Source organism: Porcincola intestinalis, from assembly GCF_009696445.1.
GTDB classification, from domain to species: domain Bacteria; phylum Bacillota; class Clostridia; order Lachnospirales; family Lachnospiraceae; genus Porcincola; species Porcincola intestinalis.
On record NZ_VULZ01000005.1, the window covers coordinates 44,387 to 65,650 of the forward strand.

Genomic DNA, 21,264 nt, shown 5'->3' on the forward strand with positions numbered 1-21,264 from the left:
CTCGGAGATGACGAAGAAGCCTGAAAGAACGGGGAAGAGGATCGATATGCCTGAGGAGACGGAGAGAGGCCGGTTTGCTGAAGAGCCGGAGACGGCGGGAAGCAATGACAGGATCGAAAAGAAGATGTCCCGAACCGGGTACGTCTTCTGCGGAGGGGATATATCGGATGTGCTCCTTCCGCTGGTTTTGCAACATATTTCCCGGGGGAAAGGGGATTCTGCGAGAAAACCATATGTCATCGCGGCAGACAGAGGACTGGTGTGGCTCGATGGCCACGGCGTGGAACCTGACCTTGTAGTCGGAGACTTCGACTCCTCTCCCTCAGGATTTATCGACGATTATCGAAGCAGACACCCGAATGCAGAGATCCGCACGTACAATCCGGAGAAGGATTTTACGGATTCCGAGATTGGCGTGCGGGCGGCAGTGGATGCCGGCTGCGGCCGGGTCGTGATGATCGGGGCAACCGGAAGCCGTCTTGACCATGTCCTCGGCAACCTGCAAGTTCTGGCCTATCTGCTGGAGACAGGTGTCCGGGGGGAGATCGTTGACCCCTGCAACCGGATTACGCTTCATGGAGGAGCGCGGGGCGGGCGGCTTTCGATCCGGAAGAAAGAACAGTGGGGGAAGTATGTCTCCCTGTTCGCCTTTGGAGGGGATGTTGAAGGGCTGACGCTCACCGGCTTTCATTATAATGTGAAGAATTTCCGGCTTTCCTCCGTTGGAAGCAGGGCGGTTTCCAACGAGATTGATGCGTGCGAAGGCACCATCTCCTTCAGAAAGGGGAAACTGCTGGTGATCGAGTCCAGGGATACGCCGGCAGGCCGCTTATAATGTACTGACTGCTGGCAAAAGGAGCTGCCGCTTTCATGATGAATCTCATGAAGGCGGCGGCTTTTTTGTTACATATGTCACATATTCCTGGTGACAGACTTCACTGGAAAGCCCTTTGATAGCGGATTATGATCGAAGCAGGGTTAAAGTCAGAGTCCGGCTTGTGAAAAGAGCGTGAAGAACGGGTGGGAACACGGATCTATCATGAATGTGAAACAGCTGCAGGGAAAGCCGGACAGGAAAGGTGGGACAGGCGATGCGGGAGACTTGTGTACAAGTCAATTCACTGGTGAAACGCTATGGTGAGTTTGTAGCGGTGGATCATTTTTCACTGAATGTCGGGAAGGGGGAAATTCTGGGACTTCTCGGGCCGAACGGAAGCGGCAAGACGACGACCATCAACTGTATTCTTGCCCTTCTGAGTTATGACAGAGGCAGTATCACCATCTTCGGTGAAAATATGACTCCTGAGCGATATGACATTAAACGGCGAATCGGGGTTGTTCCGCAGAATGTGGCAGTGATGGACAGCCTGACTGTGGAGGAGAACATTGATTTCTTCTGCGGACTTTATGTGAAGAACCGCAGTAGCCGCAGAGCCTGTGTCAGGGATGCGCTGGCATTCACAGGGCTTACCGACTACCGAAAACAGAAACCGAAGAAACTGTCAGGCGGTCTTCTCCGGAGACTGAACATTGCATGCGGCATCGCACACAAGCCGGAACTGATTTTTTTTGATGAGCCGACGGTCGCGGTCGATCCGCAGAGTCGGAATGCCATCCTGGAGGGAATCCGGAAGATGAATCAGAATGGCTCTACCATCGTCTATACTTCACACTATATGGAGGAGGTTGAGGAACTCTGCACAAGGATTGTGATTATGGATCATGGGAAAGGAGTGGCAGAGGGCACTGCTGCATCGCTCAAGGCAGGACTGCGAAACAGGGAAACGATCAGAATCCATATGCCGGTGCGGCAGGAAGAAGTGCTGCGTGCGATCCGTGAGGTGAATCATGTTTACCATGTGCAGGCTGAGGATGAAGATATCGTGATCCGGTGTGACGGCGGCGAGCACAATCTTGTTCATATCCTGAATGTTCTGGAGGAGAAGAAGGCCGTCTTCGGAAGAGTCACGACAGAGCTTCCGACCCTGAACGATGTCTTCCTGGAAATCACTGGAAAGGAGCTGAGGGAATGATGTTTTTTCACGTATTCTGCTATCAGCTGAAGAATTTCTCCCGGAAAAAGTACATCATTGGCTGGAATCTGCTCTTTCCACTGGTGCTGGCGACGGCATTCTACATTGGCTTCGGCCATATGGTGACCGAAGATCCGAACTCCTTTCAGACGATTACAGCGGGGTATGCCGAAGTTCAGCCTGTGTCCGGTACTCCGGAAGAAGGGACAGGCAGCGGGAATGCAGAGATCTTCCTGAAGGTTCTGGGACAGCTTCAGACAGAAGGCGGACAAAATTTGATCGGCCTGACCCGGTATGACTCAGAGAAGGAAGCACGGGAGGCGCTGCTTGACGGCCAAATCGAGGGGTACTATCTGAATGAAGGCGGAGAACTCTCCCTCCACATCAGGGAGGAAGGAGTGAACAGCACCATTCTGTCGCAGATCCTGAAACAATACCGCTCCGCGTGTACCATGGAGAAGCGGATTGCAGAGAACCATCCCTCCAGGCTGCTGCAGACGATCGCAGGCCTTTCCGTAAACCGGGAGTATCTGGAAGAATATACTCCCGGCAGGCAGATCTCGCCGTATCTGCAGTTTTTCTTTGCACTCCTGGCGATGTCCTCTATGTATGCGTCCTGGATTGCGACCACGATGATGGAGTCGATGTGTGCGAATCTGTCAGAGTGCGGGAAACGGTTTGAGAGCTCGGGAGCGGGAAAGTTCCCTTCCATTCTGGCCGGAGCGCTCGCGGGCACAATCTTTCAGACCGTCAGCAATGCCATCACGGTCTTGTACATCGAGTATGTTCTCCGTATCAGCTTCCAGGCACCTTTTCCTGAAATCATGATGATCATGGGGCTGGGGAGCGCTGTGGGAATCGGATTCGGGATTCTGTTCGGGACGCTGTTTCAAAGAGAAGCACTCAGGGTCGCCATTCCGCTGGCCTTTTCCATGGTCAGTTCCTTCTTGTCCGGCCTGATGATGGGACAGATGAAGCAGCTGGTCGAGAATGCAGTTCCGGTTCTGAACCGGATCAATCCGGCGGCGGTCTTCACGGACAGTCTTTACGTACTGGCAAGCTACGGAAAAAACCGGCAGTACTGGCTGGATGTCCTGTCTATGGCGGGAATGGTGATCGTGACCCTGTCGATCAGCGCAGTGATTCTGAGGAGAAGACAATATGCCAGTATTTAAAGCTGTTTTGAAATCGGTGAAAGCCTACTGGATGACATTCCTGATCTATTCTCTGGTGTTTGTGTCCTTCGCACCGATGCAGGCAGAGAGTCTGGCAGAACGCAATAAGAAGGTTTTCCAGGAAGAGAAGCTGGCTGTGACAGTCATTGACCAGGATGATTCCCTGCTCAGCAGAAGCCTGGCTGATGAACTGGGGAAGACACAGCAGGTCACCCGGATCCGGGGATATGTATCTGAAAACGAGATCCGCAGACTGAAGGATGATGTGAATTTCGGGATCAGGGATTATGTTCTGATTCTTCCGGACGGTCTTGGACAGGCGGCGGAGGAGGGACATACGGATATTCGGCCACGTTTCATGCAGGGAGGAACCAGCGCAGCAGGACAGCTGATGACGACCAGAATCGATCAGTATCTGAATCATCTTGCTGTCTATCTGCAAAGCGGATATAAGATGGAGGATGCCCTGAAGGATACCGCGGAGGATCTTACGTTGGCGGACGAAAGCCGTGTGGTTCTGGAACGGCAGGAAGTCAGGCTGACCAGGGCTTCCATTCTCTTCTGTTTCAACGGATACTCGCTGAGCATGATGTTGTGTATCTTCGTCGGCTGTCTGGCGCTGAAGTTCAGACAGAAGGATCTGGCGTCAAGAATCCGTGTCTCCGGGCTTTCTTTCTGGAAGCGCAACGGCGGGTTTTTCGGAGCGATCACAGCCATTGGTATTCTGACAGCCTTCCTGGTGATCGCTGTGGTTCTTCTGGATGCCATCCTCCACGGGCAGCATGACGTTCCAGGTTTACCGCTCTACATCCTCAATACACTGGCTCTGATGTGTGTCGGCCTGGGTCTTGGATACCTGATCAGCTCGATTGCCCAGAATGACGGGGCCGTCAACCTGCTGGCCAATATGGTGGTCCTCTCCATGTGTTTCATCTGCGGGGTCTTTGTGGATATCCGTTTTCTGTCCCCGGCTGTCGTAAAAGCCGCCCACTTCATGCCGCTCTACTGGTATAATACAGGAGTGGAAACGATAGCGGAGCATTCTGCTGACGGAACGGTGGGAGAAGCGTTCATCATGCAACTGGTGATACAGCTTGCTTTTTCGGCAGTCTTCTTTGCCGGGGGACTGATGATCTCAAAGATGAGGGAACGGTATAATGGCTGATGCTGCAATCAGAAGCTTTGCGGCTGTGGAATTGATGATCCTGATCAACGCAGAGGAGATCACTGCACGGAGTGTGGCGGTCTCTCTTTGCGTTTTTCTGTTCGCAGAGTTCAGTGCCCTCGCGGAGCGGAAGAAAAGATGGCTGTCTGATTTATTCCTGGCAGTTCCGTTTGCGGTGACGTTTTCCGCCATCCTGGTGGCAGGATTGCAGGGAATCGGCCTGGTCATGTTTGCTGCAGTTCTGTATTCGACCGTTTTTCTCATCTTTTTGAGCAGGAAGGTGTCGGCACTGCAGGAACGCCTGCATCAGACCTGTGATGACGGAAAGGAGCTGGAAAGACTCCTCAGAACCCAGAACCGGTATCTGATTCATGAACAGGATGCCCAGATCCGTCTGGCGACAATGTCGGAACGAAACCGAATCGCCCGGGAGATTCATGATAAAGTAGGGCATCTTCTTTCACGTGCGATTCTTTACCTGGGCGCTGTCAGAACCGTCAACAAGGATGAGATGATGGACAGGCAACTTTCCATCCTGTCGGATACGCTCGATGAAGCGATGCAGAAGATGCGGCAGTCCGTCCATGATCTGCACGACGAGTCCATCGATCTGGGAGGGAATCTGGAACATATTCTGTCGGAGCTCAGGAATTTTTCTGTCGAACGGGATCTGGATCTGGATCGTGACGTTCCGCGTGAATGCAAGCTGGCGATTCTGGGGATCACAGAAGAGGCTGTAACCAATATCGTCAGACATTCCAGCGGAACCCGGGTGCAGGTCATCTTGCATGAAAACCGTGATTTCTGCATCCTTTCCATTTCGGATAACGGCTCAGTATCTGAAGAGACCAGACAGAGAGTCCGGGGCGGGCTGACGGACGGCATCGGTCTCTCCAATATACGGGAACGGGCAAGGAGCTGCGGCGGGGATGCTTACTTCTATACGGATGATGGGTTTACAGTGTACGCTAGGCTCCCGGTAAGAGGGGAAGCAGACGCAGCAAATATGGCAGCAGAATAGGTGCATTCATCAGGAGGATGAACAAGATGGGGATGTTTGAATGATGGAAGAAAAGAAAAAGGTCCTGATAATTGATGACGATGACCTGATTACCATGTCTCTTGAGCTGATTCTTTCAGCAGACCCGGAATTTGAGGTTGTCGGAAAAGGACGCTGCGGTGCGGACGCTGTCTGTATGTATGAAGAACACTCTCCGGATATCCTGTTATCTGATATCCGTATGCCTGACATGTCAGGACTGGACGCGGCGGAAAAGATCCTGTCACGTGATCCAAAAGCTGTCATTCTTTTTCTCACGACCTTCTCAGATGACGAGTATATTGTGAAAGCGCTGCAGCTTGGCGTGAAAGGCTATCTGCTCAAGCAGGATTACCGGTCCCTGACACAGTCTCTTAGGGCAGCATTGAATGGGCAGTCTGTTTTCGGAGGAGCCGTGGTGGACAGACTGCCGGTGCTTATGAGGGAGGAACGGAATCCGTTTGACTACAGGTCAAGAGGAATCACGGACAGGGAATATGCTCTGATTCAGCTTGTTTCCGAGGGTGATTCCAACAGAGAAATTGCTGACAGATTGTTCCTGTCGGAGGGAACAGTACGGAACTATCTGTCGCAGATCCTGGAAAAGCTGAATCTGAGGGACCGGACACAGCTGGCAATCTTTTACCTGAAGCATGGCAGGTAATGCGAATCCAATGGCTGCTCCATCACATGGAGGTGCAAAATAACCTGCAGGAAAGTCAATGCTCCTATTTTACAATTGATTTCGCTTCAGCGGGTTGGTTGAGGAAATGGGGGCTGTCTGCTATAATGAAAAACCGCATTATAAGACGAATGCAGTAGTAAAGGGCCGTGCCTCAGGGCTTTCCGGAGTCTGGCTCTGGCCTTTATCAGAAGGAGAGATCAAAAAGCCATGAAATTAGGAATCGTCGGACTTCCGAATGTTGGAAAGAGTACCCTGTTTAATTCCCTGACGAAAGCCGGGGCAGAGGCTGCAAACTATCCGTTCTGCACAATCGACCCGAACGTCGGGGTTGTGGCGGTGCCGGATAAGCGGCTGAAGCTGCTTGGCGATCTGTATCATACACAGAAGATCACACCGGCGGTCATTGAGTTCGTCGACATTGCAGGACTCGTCAAGGGCGCGTCGAAGGGTGAGGGACTCGGCAACCAGTTCCTTGCAAACATCCGCGAGTGCGATGCGATTGTCCATGTCGTGCGCTGCTTTGAAGACCCGAATGTCATCCATGTGGACGGCAGCGTAGACCCGGTCCGGGATATTGAGACCATCAATCTGGAACTCATTTTCGCAGATCTGGAAGTTCTGGAGAAGCGGATGAACAAGGTTGGCCGTGCAGCGAGAAATGACAAGGACCAGGCGTCTGAGTTTGAGCTGCTGAAGCGTCTGAAGGCCCATCTGGAGGACGGAAAACCTGCGATCTCCTTTGCAACCTCGGACGAGAAGGAGCAGGAATGGATTTCCGAGTATGACCTTCTGACGGCGAAACCGGTGATCTTTGCAGCGAATGTCGCGGAGGATGACGCGCCGGATGACGGGGCACAGAATCCGTATGTCGCCGCTGTCCGTGAGTATGCGAAGAAGTCCGGCTCTGAGGTCTTTGTCGTCTGCGCGAAGATCGAGGAGGAGATCTCTGAGCTGGAAGATGACGAGAAGCAGGCTTTTCTGGAGGATCTTGGTCTGAAGGAGTCCGGTCTTGACAAGCTGATTGCAGCCAGCTACAGCCTGCTGGGGCTCATGAGTTTCCTTACAGCGGGTGAAAAGGAAGTCCGTGCCTGGACGATCAAAAAAGGAACAAAGGCTCCGCAGGCAGCCGGAAAGATTCACACCGACTTTGAGCGAGGCTTTATCAAGGCGGAGGTTGTGAACTACAAGGACCTTCTGGACTGCGGCTCTCTTACAGCGGCCAGAGAGAAGGGGATTGTCCGTATGGAAGGGAAGGACTATGTCGTTCAGGACGGCGATGTCATCCTGTTCAGGTTCAATGTATAAGATATGATGCATGATGATATTGCATTTCCCCATCTTGGAATCTATCTGAATCATGTGATCAAGACGATCACGCTTCCGGGCGGCTTTACAGTTGCGATGTACGGGATTACGATGGCGCTCAGCATGCTGGCAGGGCTCTGTCTTGCCATGCGGGTGGCGAAGAAGACGGGACAAAACCCTGACGAATATCTGAACTTTGCGCTGATCGGAATCGTGACAGCCCTCCTGGGAGCCCGGATTTACTATGTCATCTTTACCTGGGATTATTACAGCAGGCACCCGCTGGAAATTTTGAACTTCAGGGGCGGAGGACTTGCGCTGTACGGCTCCGTGATTGCGGGTGTGCTGACGATTATCATCTATGCAAGAGTGCGGAAGTTCAGTCTTCCGCTCATGCTGGATACGGCAAGTACCGGTATGGTACTGGGACAGATCATCGGAAGATGGGGGAATTTTTTTAACAGGGAAGCATTTGGCCAGTATTCGGACGGCCTTTTTGCAATGCGTCTTCCCGTGGATGCCGTCCGGGCAGATGAGATTACAGAGCTGATGAAGCAGCATGCGTATACGGTCAATGGGGTGGCTTACATTCAGGTTCATCCGACCTTTCTATATGAATCGCTCTGGAATGTCGGAGTCCTCACGGTTCTTCTTCTGGTTACGTTCTCCGGGAAGAAACGGTTTCATGGAGAAATTTTTCTGCTGTACCTGCTGCTTTACAGCGCGGGACGCGCATGGATCGAGGGACTTCGGACAGATCAGCTTCGGTTTGCGCACACATCCATTGCTGTTTCGCAGCTTTTGGCCTGCATCCTGGTGATCGTCTCAGGCGTCAGCCTGATGGTGCTCTCCAGGAGGGAAAAGAGCAGCCGGGGCAGAAAATCGTGATGAGAAAAAACGGATGTCTGCCGGGCAACCGGAGAATCCGGCAAGGACAGGCAGAACAAAGATAAAAAAGCTGGAACAGAAAACAGGCAGTGAGGAATTGCTATGGCAGGAACCGATATCGGAATCGATCTTGGCACAACGAGTGTGCTTGTCTATGTGCGCGGAAGGGGTGTTGTCCTCAAGGAACCGAGCGTCGCAGCGCTTGACCGCTCGGATGACCGGATCCGGGCAATCGGAGAGGATGCCCGCATGCTCCTGAGCCGGTCTCCGGGAACGCTCAAGGAGATTCACCCTCTTGAGAACGGCATCATTGCCGATTATATGGTGACGGAGCAGATGCTCCGCTATTTTATCCAGAAAGCGGTGGGAAGGCTGTCCTTCCGCAAGCCGAAGATCTGCATCTGCATCCCGGCTGACCTGACGGAGGTTGAGCGGCATGCTGTCGAGGATGCCGGGTACCAGGCGGGAGCCCGGGATGTGGCGATGGTGGAGGAGCCGATCGCAGCCGCAATCGGTGCCGGCATCGATTTTTCAAAGCCAAGCGGCAACATGGTCGTCGATATCGGAGGCGGAACGACGAATGCGGCGATTCTGTCTGTCAACGGGATTGTCGTGTCGATGGGGCTCAAGGTCGGAGGCAATGATTTTGACGCGGCTCTCATGCGGTACATCCGTTCGCAGTTCGGCGTGACCGTCGGGCAGCAGGCTGCGGAGGAGATTAAGATGCAGGTCGGCACGGTTTACGAGCGGCCCGAGGAACGACTGATGGAGTTCATCGGCCGGGATATTGAGACAGGGCTTCCGAAGACGGTCCGCATTAGCTCGCAGGACTGCCGGATGGCGTTCCGTGAGCTGACCGGCCGAATTGTGGAGGTTGTACACAGCGTGCTGGAGAAAACCCCGCCGGAGCTTGCGGAGGATGTTGCCCAGCGCGGAATCGTTCTGACAGGCGGCGGAAGCCTGATTGACGGACTGGAGGATCTTCTGGAAGCCCGGACAGGGGTGAACGTCGTGACCTGTGACGACCCGCTCTGTGCGGTTGCGATCGGGACCGGACGCGCCGGGGAGCTGCTGGACCTGTAAGGTGTGCCCGGCTTTTTTGACAGGGGATTTCATGTCGGATACAACAATCAAAGGCTTCGTAGAACATATCACATACAGAAGTGAGGAGACAGGCTATACGGTTCTGACGCTCTGTGCGGATGGAGAGGAAGTGACCGCTGTCGGCGTGCTCCCGGAGATCGGAGAGGGGGAGACCATCCAGTGCGAGGGATCTTTCCAGGTGCATGCCACTTACGGCAGGCAGTTCCGGATCCGGGAGTTTTCTTTGTCTGTGCCGGAGGACGAGGCGTCGATGGAGCGCTATCTGTCCTCCGGGCTGATCAAGGGGATCGGGAAAGCGCTGGCGCACCGGATTGTTAAGCGGTTCGGCACTGAGACATTTGACATCATTGAAAAAGAACCGGACCGTCTCGCGGAGGTGAACGGGATCTCAGAGAAGAAGGCCAGAGAGATCTATCTGCAGGTATGTGAGAAGAAGGACCAGAGGGACGGGGTACTGTTTTTGTCCCGGTACGGAATTTCCAACACCCTGGCGCTGCGTATCTGGAAGGCATACGGGAGTGAGGTGTATCGGATTATCCGCGAGAATCCGTACCGCCTTGCGGACGAGCTGCGGGGCGTCGGGTTTCACATGGCAGATGAGATTGCCAGAAAGGCAGGGATGGCCGTCGATTCCCGGTTCCGTGTCGGAAGCGGCATCCTCTATACGCTTCAGCTTGCTGCCGGAGAAGGAAGTCTTTACCTGCCGAAGGCTGTGCTGCTTCAGCGGGCATCCCGTCTGTTATCCATGCCGATTCCAAGCCAGATCACAGAGACGCCCCTACAGCCAGAAATATCGCAGGCTTCGATGCAGCAGGGGTGCCTTGAGGAGGGCATACAGCCGGGGGCAGCCTGCCCGCCGGTCACCAGCGGCGCGGGAGCAGCCTGCCAGGCTGTTACCAACGGTGCGGGGGCAGCCTGGGAAAGGGAACAGGATGCCGGCATCCCGGACAGTCTGTCTGATGAGGACTTTTTCGCCGGTCTGTATCCGGAGAGTGTGCCGGGCAGTGACGAGATCAGGGAAGAGGAGGAGCACCTGGAACTCCTGGAGGATTGCCTCCGGAATCTCTCCGCCGACAGAAAGGTGATTATCAAGAAGGAAGAGGGCGAGGAGCGGATTTTTGAGCCGAGGGCCTACTACACAGAGCTCAGGACGGCGAAGATGCTGCACGACCTCAACATTACCTACAAGGGGACGGAGGCAGACTCCAGAAGGAGAGCGCTCGCAGCGGCTAGGAAGACGAAGACGGAGCTGGATGAAAGACAGTTGGAAGCGGTCATACGGGCGGATTCCTGCGGCGTCCTGATTTTGACCGGCGGCCCCGGAACCGGGAAGACAACGACGATCAACACGATGATTGCGATGTTTGAGGCGGAGGGGCTGAAAATCGCTCTTGCCGCACCGACCGGAAGAGCGGCGAAGCGGATGACAGAAGCCACCGGACACGATGCCAGCACCGTACACCGGCTGCTTGAAGTCTCCGGAGATCCGGAAAAAGGGACGGTCGCATTCGGGAAAAATGATGAGGAGCCGCTGGAGCAGGATGTTGTGATCATCGATGAAATGTCGATGGTGGACATCTATCTGATGGCAAGCCTGCTGAAGGCGGTACCGGTCGGCACACATCTTGTTCTGGTGGGAGATGCCAGTCAGCTTCCCTCTGTGGGTCCCGGAAGTGTGCTGCGGGACATGATCCATTCGAAGATTCTGCCGACGGTGACGCTCACAACGGTTTTCAGGCAGGCGCAGGAAAGTGACATCGTGATGAATGCCCACCGGATCAACAAGGGTGAACATCCGGTCATTGATAATAAGAGCAGGGATTTCTTCTTCCTGAGAAGGCAGCGGGCGGAGGATATCATCGGACAGGCGATCCATCTGGTTCGCGACAGCCTTCCGAAATATGTGCAGGCAGATACGGCAGACATCCAGGTGATGACGCCGATGAAAAAGGGGCTTGTCGGGACCATCCGGCTCAATTCGGTCATGCAGCAGGCGCTCAATCCGGCGATGCCGCGGAAACGGGAGTGGACAAGGAGCGATGTTGTATTCCGCGAGGGAGACCGTGTCATGCAGGTCCGGAACAACTACCAGAAGGAGTGGACCATCCGGGGACGGTACGGAGCTGTCATTGACACCGGAGCCGGTATTTACAATGGCGACATGGGGGTCATCCGGTCAATCGACCCGCTGACGGACCTGATGACCGTCGAATTTGATGAGCACAGGTGTGTCGACTATGAAAAATCGGAGCTCGACCAGCTCGAGCTTTCCTATGCAGTTACCATTCACAAGGCACAGGGAAGCGAGTACCCGGCTGTCATCATCCCGATGCTGAGGGGGCCGAGGATGCTGATGAACCGGAATCTGATCTATACAGCGATCACAAGGGCCAGAAAGTGTGTGGTTCTGATTGGAGACCCGGCTGTCCTGGACGACATGATTGATAATACGATGCAGGAAAAGCGTTATACGACGCTTGACCTGAGGCTTCAGGAGTGTGAGGAACAGAAGCATCAGCAGGAGGAGGATGAGAATCCCTTTGCATGGATGGATGAGCCGGAGGCTGATGACGGGCTGTAAAGGAAGATAAGGGGTGGGAGCACGGGGAAGAGGCTCCATCAGAGGACATTTTCCTCTGGAGAGTGCCGGATGAACGGATGAAAAGAGAGAAGCCGGTTTTCCATATCAGACAGTTCCTTGATTTTTTCTACCCGGGACGGTGTCCCGTCTGCGGGAGAATCCTGGCAAAGAAGGAGTCACTGGTCTGCAGGCGCTGCAGGGCGGAGCTGCCCTGGGTGAAGGAGCCTGTCTGCGTCCAGTGTGGAAAACCGATCGCCAGCCTGGAAAAGGCGCTCTGCGCGGACTGCGAGAGGACAGACCATGCATTCACGGAAGGACGTGCCGCTCTGCTGTATGAGAAGGGCATACGACTGTCTGTTAATCGGATGAAATTCTACAATCATCGGGAGTATCTGCCCTTCTACGCCGCTTGCATGTATGCAGCGCACAGAGAACATCTTCAGAAGTGGAATGCTGCCTGCATTATTCCGGTGCCCATGCATCCGAAGAAACGGGCGGAGCGGGGATTTGACCAGGCTGTTCTTCTGGCAAGAGCGCTGTCAGAGCTCTGCAGAATCCCGGTCCTGGAGGATGTGCTGATCCGGACGCGCTACACAAAAGCCTCCCGGAAACTCGGACGGGAACACAGGATTGCGAATCTCAGAGGGGCATTCACTGTCGCGAGGCATGAATCGCTGCCGCAGTCTGTTCTCCTGGTGGATGATATCTATACGACGGGGATGACGATGGATCACGCGGCTGCCGCGCTGAGAAAAGCCGGTGTCACACAGATTTATTTCCTGACGCTCTGTACAGGAAGAGGAGCGGAGTAAACAGACAGATTAATAATTCTTAAGAAAGTCGGTGGTATTCCTTCCATTTTCTACGTATAATGTATGGTACAACAGTTTCTAACACAATGGATTTTGGTACTGCCGGAAAAGAGGAGCAGAATGAAGGCTGCGCTTCAATGGATATCTGCACATTTTTACTGGATGCGTCTGCCGTCGATCACGATTACACCGATCGACATCATTCAGATTCTGATTCTTGCCTGGATTATCTATAAGATTCTTGCATGGATCAAGACATCCCATGCCTGGTCGCTGATGAAGGGACTTGTCGTGATCGGGGTTTTTGTCGCTCTGATCTACATCTTTCAGATGACGACACTGATCTATATCATTAACCAGGGGCTGGGACTTGTGATCATGGCGGCGATGGTCATCTTTCAGCCGGAGCTGAGGAAAGCGCTGGAGTCGCTTGGAAGAAGACAGATCGTGACCAGATTGTTCATGCCGAACAGGCAGTTTGAACAGCTGTTTTCCGACAGAACGATGAATGAGATGATTCGCGGCTGCGAAGAGATGGCGCGCGCAAAGACAGGGGCATTGATCGTCATCGAACAGAATGACAATCTGTCTGAGTACGAGCGGACAGGGATTGAGGTCGATGCGCTGGTCACGTCACAGCTTCTGATCAATATCTTCGAGAAGAATACGCCGCTGCATGATGGCGCTGTGATTGTCAGGGGAGACCGGGTGACAGCTGCAACCTGCTATCTTCCGCTGTCTGACAATATGAGGCTCAGCAAGGAGCTCGGAACTCGCCACAGAGCGGGCGTCGGCATATCGGAGGTGACGGATTCCCTGACTATAATCGTATCGGAGGAGACGGGACGGATTTCTCTAGCCTATCGGGGAAGCCTGGAGAGAGGGGTCACGGAGGAACGGTTCCGCGAGCGGATGATTCAATTCCAGAATAAGTCTGAGCTGAAGCGCAGACCGATATTCAGGAAGGAGAAGCCAAAGAATGGGACATAAAATCGGGGAGACGCTGTTCCGAAACATCGGGCTGAAAATTGCGGCCCTGGTCATTGCATTCTTTGTATGGGTCGGCGTGACAAATACGAACAACCCGGTCAAGACCCAGCTGTTTACAAATGTACCGATCACGATTGTCAATCAGGATGCCGTTGCGGACATCGGGAAAGTCGTCGAGCAGCAGGGGAACGGCACGGTGACGCTGAGAGTCACGGACCGAAGGTCTGTTCTCAGCCAGCTGGCCCGGAACGGCTCTGATTTCTATGTGGAAGCGGACATGAAGAACCTCAACAGCATGAATACAGTTCCGCTGACGGTCACCTGCAGCAATCCGCAGGTAACCTGGGATAAGATCGAGGTGCTTCCATCCTCTCTGTCTGTCAAGCTGGAGGATAAGGTCGAGCAGACCTATGTTGCCTCAATCTCGACCAACGGGACGCCGGCGACCGGCTGGGAGGTTGGCTCATCGTCGGTAACGACTGGCAAAAACATCGTGCTGGCAGGTCCGTCATCGCTGATGAGGAGGATCAACCAGGTCGTCGCGCCGGTTGATGTGGCGGGGCTTTCCTCTGACTATACGCTTTCCAGTGTCCTGAAGGTCTATGATAAAAACGGGGATGAGCTGACCGATGCACAGATGAAGTCCCTAGAGTTCAAGGATGCGACCGGGACAGTCATCAAGGATCATACCGTGAAGGTGATGGTGGATCTGTGGAAAATCCGGACCGATGTGCCGATCCGGATCCGCACGACCGGGACACCTGCCTGGGGCTACCGCGTTTCCTCCATCAAGATGATCCCGGAGACCATATCTGTTGCAGGAACGGATGAGGCACTCGCGGAGCTTGGTGACGAGCTGACAGTGAAGGATGTCATCAATGTCTCGGGGGCAAAGGAGAATGTGAAGCAGGAGATCAATCTTGAGGACACGCTGGATCAGATGTCCGGTCTCAAGCTGATTTCGGATGCGGATCCGTCAGTCGAGGTGGAGGTTTCCATTGAGAAGAACGGGGATGTGACGCTGGATATTCCGCTCAGCGATATTGTTGTACAGAACCGGCCGGAGGGGATGGAGCTGGTCTTCACCCCGGCTGACAAGATCTCGGTCAGTGTCCATGCGATGGAGGATGACGAGAAACCTCTTACAGCGAAAGACATATCATTGTCGATCGATTTGAGCCAATGTGCGGAACCCGGAAGCTATGAGATCCCGGTCCACGTGACAGTGCCGGAGGGGTATGAGCTTGCGGGAGATGTTTCGCTGACAGTTGTCTCTGCGAAACAGGAGGCGGCGACGGAGGCAGATCAGGGATAAGAGATGGAGAGCAGAGAGATTGTACTGAAGCATGAGAAGGGGCTTCATCTGCGCCCTGCCGGGAAGGTCTGCGATCTTGCGCTGAAATTTCAGAGCAGGACGGAGATGAAGGTCGGAACCGGCGTATATAACCTTAAGAGCATGCTCAGCGTGCTGAGCGCGCAGGTTGCGGATGGAACGAAGATGGAGATTGTCTGCAGCGGACCGGATGAACGGGAGGCACTCGCCTCAATCTGCGCGCTGCTTGAACATCTGGATGAGAACGGATCAGAAGTTGTTTGAAAACAGGGAGAGAAATGTGATGAGTGAGAATCATGAAGTCAGGTGGAAGAGGCTGTTTTTCGGGATGATTGCTGTCTTGCTGTTGGCAATCCTTGCATCATCCTCTGCACAGGCAGGATTTGTCAGACAGGATGGAAAGCGGTATTATTACAGGACATCGGGCCGGAAGGTGAAGGGCTGGCTGAAGAAAGGGAAGAGAACCTATTACCTGGATCCAGACCAGGATGGTGCTGTGACAGTCGGTTACCTGAAGCTTGGGAAGAAGGGCTACTATTTTCGGAAAAACGGAACCCTCGTGAAGGGTGCGTTTGCGACGGACCCGCTTGGCAATACCTATTGTGCGACAAAAAGCGGTGTTCTGTACCGGGGGCTTCGGAAAATCGGGAAGCGGTATTACTATTTTAACAGAAGCAATCATGTGATGCAGACTGGCTGGGTGAAGACTTCCAGGGGAACCTACTATATGAAGGGGGCCGGAAGATTGCGCGGAACGGCTGTCACCGGATGGCTCCGGAAGGATGGACTGCGGTACTATTTCAACAATGTCGGCCGTATGGTGACGGGACTTGTGCGGATTGGCGGAAGACAGTACTACTTTGACCCGCAGACCGGCGCGATGGCGACCGGGACGGTTACGCTGCAGGGGAAAACCTATCAGTTCGGAACGAATGGAGTCAAGGTGAAGGAGCCGGTGACAGGATCATGGAGCGTGAAGGTCAATCAGTCGACTTGCACCGTTACGGTTTACCGCGGCAGCATGCCGGTGAAGGCATTTGCCTGCTCGGTCGGTTTGTATGGAGCGACGCCGGACGGAACCTTCCGGATCATGGATCATCTGCGCTGGCATGAGCTGATGGGACCGTCCTGGGGACAGTGGTGCTCTCATATCACCTGGAATATCCTGTTCCATTCGATTCCGTACTCAGCGCCGTATGACAAGTATTCAATGGCCATCAGCGGATATAACAAACTTGGACAGGCGGCATCCCATGGCTGTGTGCGGCTGGCAGCCATTAATGCCAAGTATATCTATGACAACGTCCCAGTTGGTTCCAAGGTTGTGATCTTCCACGGCTCTGTAAAGAATGACCCGCTCGGGAAGCCGATGACTCCCTATGTCGGGAGCTGGAATCACACGTACGACCCGACCGACCCGACCATCTGAGACGTGTGAACCTGGCCGGGCGGATATCTGCCGGGCACGCTTTCCGAACAGGAGGGAGGCGTGTCCGGCAGACTGCGTGCCGGGACTCCTTATCTGGTGCGCCGGATTCGGGAAGGTTTTCGATACAAGCTGCAGGATAAGCCGGAAGGGAACTGCTTTCAAGGCTCCGGCAGACGGATGGATACTCCGGGAAGAACGGATGGACTGATTATGAGAAGAGAAAGATACAAGCGGCTGATCATGTTTCTGGCGTCCCTGCTCGTGATCGGACTTCAGACAGCGAATTTCGCGTGGATCTGGTACAAGTACTACAATGTGCGCGGCGTGATGCGGTTCTTCTACTGGAGAAGAGGCAACTGGGCGCTGATCGCCCTTTATTTTCTGACAGTTATCCTGGTGAGCAAACTGTTCGGTGCCCTGAAGGTTGGATATATGAGGGTGCTGGACGTCATCATCGCTCAGATTTTTTCAGTATTGCTGACGAATGTTCTGGCTTACCTTCAGCTGGCGCTGATCGGCAGGTGGAGATTCCTCTCCCATACGGGCCCGATGGTGAAACTGACTTTTGTCAACCTTCTGGTTGTCATTCTCTGGGTGGTGTTTATGAGATGGATTTACAACACTATCTATCCGCCAAAGTCGGTGATTCTGGTCTATGATGTGCACAACCCGGAAAAGCTCCTGAAGAACATTGCGTCCAGGCGTGACAAGTATGTCATCGCGGAAGCTGTGATGATTGACAAAGGGCTGGATTTCATCAAGGAGCGGATTCCGCAGTATGAAACCTGCATCCTCGGGGATATCCCCTCGCATGAGCGGAATGTGCTGGTGAAATACTGCTTCGAACGAAACATCCGCTGCTATTGCAGCCCGAAGATTTCCGACATCATGCTGATGTCAGCGGAAAAAATCCACATGTTTGACACACCGCTTCTGCTGATGCGGAACAGGGGACTGACGGTCGAGGAAGCTTTTGTAAAGCGGGTTCTGGACATTGCGGTCAGCATTCTGCTGACGATCGTTCTTTCCCCGGTCCTGCTTTTGATTGCAGTCCTGGTCAAGTGCTACGATGGCGGACCTGTGTTCTACAGACAGAATCGTCTGACAAAGGATGGGAAGGTTTTCCAGATCATCAAGTTCAGATCGATGAGTGTTGATTCAGAAAAAAACGGAGCAAGACTTGCCGCAAAGGGAGACCGGCGTGTGACACCGGTCGGCAGGGTGATCCGGAAAATTCATTTTGATGAGCTCCCCCAGCTGTTCAACATCATCAAGGGCGATATGTCGATCGTCGGACCGAGACCGGAGCGCCCGGAAATCGCCGCCCAGTATGAGAAGGAGATCCCGGAGTTTTCATATCGGCTGAAGATGAAGGCTGGCCTGACAGGGTATGCGCAGGTCTATGGCAAGTACAATACAAAACCCTACGACAAATTGAAGCTGGATCTGACTTACATTGAGAACTACTCCCTCTGGCTGGATTTTCAGCTGGTTGCCGCGACTGTGAAGGTTATATTCCAGAAAGAGAACACGGAGGGCGTTGACCAGTCACAGAGGACGGCGCTGTCCGACCAGGACGGTCAGAGCCGCAGACAGCTGGAAATGGAAGTTCAGCATACCGTGGATGAACTGAAGTGGCAGCAGGAGATCGACCAGATGCGTCAGGGAGACCTGGGAGAAAGCTGGGAAACAGCGGCCGCACTCCCGAAGGGTGTGCGGGCGGTGGATGTGATGGCCGGACATGAGCCGGGGCTTCTGGTTTCCGTAATCATTCCGTGCTATAATGCCGCAGATACCCTTCCGTCTGCAATCGACAGCGCACTCATGCAGGATCTCCACTTCGAGTCCTCCCAGCAGATCGGGAGAGGCTCCCTGCAGCGTCTGGAGGTGCTGGTTCTGGATGATGGATCAACAGATGACATCAAATGTGTGCAGGAGAGGTACAAGAAAGACGCAAGGGTTCATTTCTATCGGAATGAGAAGCGGCTTGGTGTGGCAAAGACACGAAACCGCGGGGCATTGCTGGCACGCGGCCAGTATATTGCCTACCTGGATGCCGATGATATCTGGGCGAGGGACAAGCTGAAAAAGCAGTTTGCCCGGATCTACCAGACGGGCTGCGTCCTCTGCTGTACCGGGAGGGAGCTGATGACTCCGGACGGAAGTTTGACCGGTCACGTCATCGGTGTGAAGGAGCTTCTGACGGAAAAGGATCTGCTCAGGCAGAATCCGATCAATTGCTCCTCTGTTGTGGCATTGACATCAGTGGTCCGGCAGTTTCCGATGATCTGCGAGGGGGCGCATGAAGATTACATTACATGGATGAGTATCATCCGGCGATACAAGACAGTCTGCGGGGTCAGCGAACCACTCCTGTACTATCGGATCTCTGAGAACGGAAAGAGTGGCAGAAAGCTGAAGAGTGCGCGCATGACCTGGCGTTCCTACCGTTGCATGGGCATGTCGATTCCCAAAAGCTGCCTCTGCTTTATCAGTTATGCCGTTCACGGCGCGATGAAGTACAGAACATTCTATTCAGAAAGATCTAAGCATGCTGAAATATCTGATAACAGAACGAAAACTGATCGTGACACTGGCAAAGAATGACTTTCGAAAGAAGTTTGCCGGTTCCTATATGGGAATTCTCTGGGCATTGGTTCAGCCTGTCGTTACCGTCCTGATGTACTGGTTTGTCTTTCAGGTCGGACTCAGGCAGACGCAGAGCTACGGCGGAGTTCCCTTTATTCTGTGGATGCTGGCAGGGCTGGTTCCATGGTTCTATTTCAACGATGCACTGACCGGCGGCACCAACTCGCTGGTGGAATACAGCTATCTTGTCAAGAAGGTTGTGTTTCGGATTGAGATCCTCCCGATTGTAAAGGCGTGTTCGGCGCTTTATGTACATGTGTTCTTCGTGGTGCTGACGTATGTGCTGTACTGTCTCTACGGAAAGTTCCCGGGCTGGTACAGCTTCCAGATGCTTTACTATTCAGGCTGCATGTTCATCCTGGTGCTGAGCTTGTCCTATGGGACAGCCGCTATTTCTGTTCTGTTTCGCGATAATGTCCAGATTGTGGCGATTGCCCTTCAGGTCGGGGTGTGGTTTACACCCATTATGTGGAACTTTGCAGATATTGCGCCGCATCTGCCGAAGGTGGTCTGCTGGATCTTCAAGCTGAACCCCATGTACTATATCTGTTACGGGTACCGGGACAGCCTGATCGGGCATGTCCCGTTCTGGCACCATCCGGCGCTGACAGCCTGGTTCTGGATCTTTACGATCCTTGCTTATCTGTGGGGAACAAAGACATTCAGACGTTCCAGGGGGCATTTTGCGGACGTTCTGTGACGTCTGGCGAGAAGGAGAGTTCTATCTTGCATCGATTCGGGAAGAAAGAAAAAGCGGCGGAAGGGCTTCAGGATAAGAATTGGCATGATACCGCCATCGAGGTGTGCGATGTCACGAAGGTCTATCGCCTGTATGAGCGGCAGAGAGACAGGCTCTGGGAGACGCTGGGTCTTGACAGAAAGAAAACCTACAAGGAAAAATACGCACTAAACCATGTCAGCTTCAGGGTGAAGAGGGGAGAGACGGTCGGTATCATCGGAACAAACGGCTCCGGTAAGTCGACTATGCTCAAGCTGATCACCGGTGTTCTGACACCGACTGCAGGAAGCATCCGTGTAGATGGCAGGATTTCCGCCCTGCTGGAGTTGGGAGCCGGCTTCAACATGGAATATACGGGAATTGAGAATGTCTATCTGAACGGCGCGATGATCGGTTTCACGAAGGAGGAGATCGATGCCCGGCTGGATGATATCATCCGCTTTGCGGATATCGGGGATTACATCAACCAGCCGGTCAAATCCTACTCCTCCGGCATGTTTGTCCGGCTGGCCTTTGCGGTTGCGATCAATATCGACCCGGAGATCCTGATTGTCGATGAAGCGCTGTCAGTCGGGGACGTCTTCTTTCAGTCCAAGTGTTACCGGAAGTTCGAGGAGTTCCGGCGGGCGGGGAAGACGATCCTGTTTGTATCGCATGATCTCTCGGCGATCTCCCGGTACTGCGACAGGGCAATTCTGCTCAATCAGGGAGACCTGATCTACGACGGGACACCGAAGGAGGCCATAGACCTGTACAAAAAGGTGCTGGTCGGCCAGTATGAGGAGAAGGCTGCGGAACAGCCGGAGGCAGCAGACGGGGAAAAGAGGGGGACACAGGGAACCGGCAGCGGCTCCGGTCTGTGGAAGAGCAGATATCCGGCCAACCCCAGTCTGGTTGAATACGGAGAGAAAAATGGAGAGATTGTCGACTATGCGCTGCTGGATGAGAACGGTCTGATGACCTCTAACTTCCTGAAGGGAACAGTGTTCACAGTCCGGATGAAAATCCGGGCGCATGCGGACATTCTGGAACCGATCTTTGCGTTTACAATCAAGAACATGAAGGGCATTGAGATCTGCGGGACAAACACGACGATGGAACGCGTCCCGGTGCCGACGATGCACGATGGCGATGAACACGTGGTGGAGTTCACACAGAAGATTGATCTGCAGGGCGGAGAATACCTGCTTTCGCTGGGATGCACCGGTTATCAGGACGGGATGTTCCGGGTGTTCCACAGACTCTATGACGTCATATCACTGACGGTTGTATCGAATCGCGACACAGTCGGTTTCTATGACATGAACAGCACCTGCGTGCTGGATCCGGAGATATGA

The 21,264-nt window shown here is 53.8% G+C and carries 18 protein-coding genes; all 18 read left to right on the forward strand.

All coding sequences use genetic code 11. From position 1 onward, the window contains the following. The first annotated feature begins 46 nt into the window (after nt 1-46). The 18 genes from FYJ35_RS05985 to FYJ35_RS06070 all read left to right on the forward strand — a co-directional run bounded on the left by FYJ35_RS05985 (nt 47) and on the right by FYJ35_RS06070 (nt 21,264). The gene (locus FYJ35_RS05985) at nt 47-835 is read left to right on the forward strand and encodes a thiamine diphosphokinase (RefSeq protein WP_205839736.1); all 789 of its coding nucleotides are present in this window, start codon (nt 47-49) and stop codon (nt 833-835) included. Nucleotides 836-1,091: 256 nt separating this feature from the next. Then, complete coding sequence (locus FYJ35_RS05990; protein WP_154524549.1) at nt 1,092-2,033, forward strand: ABC transporter ATP-binding protein; 942 nt, start codon at nt 1,092-1,094, stop codon at nt 2,031-2,033. Next, nucleotides 2,030-3,208, forward strand: coding sequence for an ABC transporter permease (locus FYJ35_RS05995; RefSeq protein WP_154524551.1), 1,179 nt, complete (start codon nt 2,030-2,032; stop codon nt 3,206-3,208). Before FYJ35_RS05990 ends, FYJ35_RS05995 begins: the two co-directional genes overlap by 4 nt. Further along, a complete protein-coding gene (locus tag FYJ35_RS06000) occupies nt 3,195-4,373 on the forward strand; it encodes an ABC transporter permease (protein WP_154524553.1) in 1,179 nt (392 codons plus the stop codon). The genes FYJ35_RS05995 and FYJ35_RS06000 overlap by 14 nt, the downstream gene beginning before the upstream one ends. Continuing rightward, nucleotides 4,366-5,394: a sensor histidine kinase gene (locus tag FYJ35_RS06005; protein ID WP_154524555.1), complete on the forward strand. Its 1,029-nt coding sequence runs from the start codon at nt 4,366-4,368 to the stop codon at nt 5,392-5,394. Before FYJ35_RS06000 ends, FYJ35_RS06005 begins: the two co-directional genes overlap by 8 nt. A gap of 40 nt (nt 5,395-5,434) precedes the next feature. Continuing rightward, nucleotides 5,435-6,076, forward strand: a complete 642-nt coding sequence (locus tag FYJ35_RS06010) for a response regulator (protein WP_235906417.1) — start codon at nt 5,435-5,437, stop codon at nt 6,074-6,076. A 228-nt stretch (nt 6,077-6,304) separates the two neighbouring features. Beyond that, the gene (ychF, locus tag FYJ35_RS06015) at nt 6,305-7,402 is read left to right on the forward strand and encodes a redox-regulated ATPase YchF (protein ID WP_154524557.1); all 1,098 of its coding nucleotides are present in this window, start codon (nt 6,305-6,307) and stop codon (nt 7,400-7,402) included. Nucleotides 7,403-7,405: 3 nt separating this feature from the next. Beyond that, complete coding sequence (gene lgt / locus FYJ35_RS06020; protein WP_328597052.1) at nt 7,406-8,290, forward strand: prolipoprotein diacylglyceryl transferase; 885 nt, start codon at nt 7,406-7,408, stop codon at nt 8,288-8,290. Between the two features lie 102 nt (nt 8,291-8,392). Then, on the forward strand, nt 8,393-9,373 hold the full coding sequence (gene mreB, locus FYJ35_RS06025) for a rod shape-determining protein (RefSeq protein WP_154524559.1): 981 nt from the start codon (nt 8,393-8,395) through the stop codon (nt 9,371-9,373). Between the two features lie 31 nt (nt 9,374-9,404). Further along, nucleotides 9,405-11,975, forward strand: a complete 2,571-nt coding sequence (gene recD2, locus FYJ35_RS06030; protein WP_154524561.1) for an SF1B family DNA helicase RecD2 — start codon at nt 9,405-9,407, stop codon at nt 11,973-11,975. Nucleotides 11,976-12,052: 77 nt separating this feature from the next. Next, nucleotides 12,053-12,787, forward strand: a complete 735-nt coding sequence (locus FYJ35_RS06035) for a ComF family protein (protein WP_154524563.1) — start codon at nt 12,053-12,055, stop codon at nt 12,785-12,787. A 120-nt stretch (nt 12,788-12,907) separates the two neighbouring features. Next, nucleotides 12,908-13,777: a diadenylate cyclase CdaA gene (gene cdaA, locus FYJ35_RS06040; protein WP_154524565.1), complete on the forward strand. Its 870-nt coding sequence runs from the start codon at nt 12,908-12,910 to the stop codon at nt 13,775-13,777. After that, a complete protein-coding gene (locus tag FYJ35_RS06045) occupies nt 13,767-15,092 on the forward strand; it encodes a CdaR family protein (protein WP_154524567.1) in 1,326 nt (441 codons plus the stop codon). The genes cdaA and FYJ35_RS06045 overlap by 11 nt, the downstream gene beginning before the upstream one ends. 3 nt (nt 15,093-15,095) lie before the next feature. After that, nucleotides 15,096-15,374, forward strand: coding sequence for an HPr family phosphocarrier protein (locus FYJ35_RS06050; protein ID WP_154524569.1), 279 nt, complete (start codon nt 15,096-15,098; stop codon nt 15,372-15,374). A 19-nt stretch (nt 15,375-15,393) separates the two neighbouring features. Beyond that, a complete protein-coding gene (locus FYJ35_RS06055) occupies nt 15,394-16,539 on the forward strand; it encodes a L,D-transpeptidase family protein (protein ID WP_205839737.1) in 1,146 nt (381 codons plus the stop codon). 60 nt (nt 16,540-16,599) lie between these two features. Beyond that, on the forward strand, nt 16,600-19,146 hold the full coding sequence (locus tag FYJ35_RS06060) for an exopolysaccharide biosynthesis polyprenyl glycosylphosphotransferase (protein WP_154524573.1): 2,547 nt from the start codon (nt 16,600-16,602) through the stop codon (nt 19,144-19,146). After that, nucleotides 19,091-19,888, forward strand: coding sequence for an ABC transporter permease (locus tag FYJ35_RS06065; RefSeq protein WP_154524575.1), 798 nt, complete (start codon nt 19,091-19,093; stop codon nt 19,886-19,888). The genes FYJ35_RS06060 and FYJ35_RS06065 overlap by 56 nt, the downstream gene beginning before the upstream one ends. A gap of 95 nt (nt 19,889-19,983) precedes the next feature. Beyond that, a complete protein-coding gene (locus FYJ35_RS06070; protein ID WP_408634767.1) occupies nt 19,984-21,264 on the forward strand; it encodes an ABC transporter ATP-binding protein in 1,281 nt (426 codons plus the stop codon).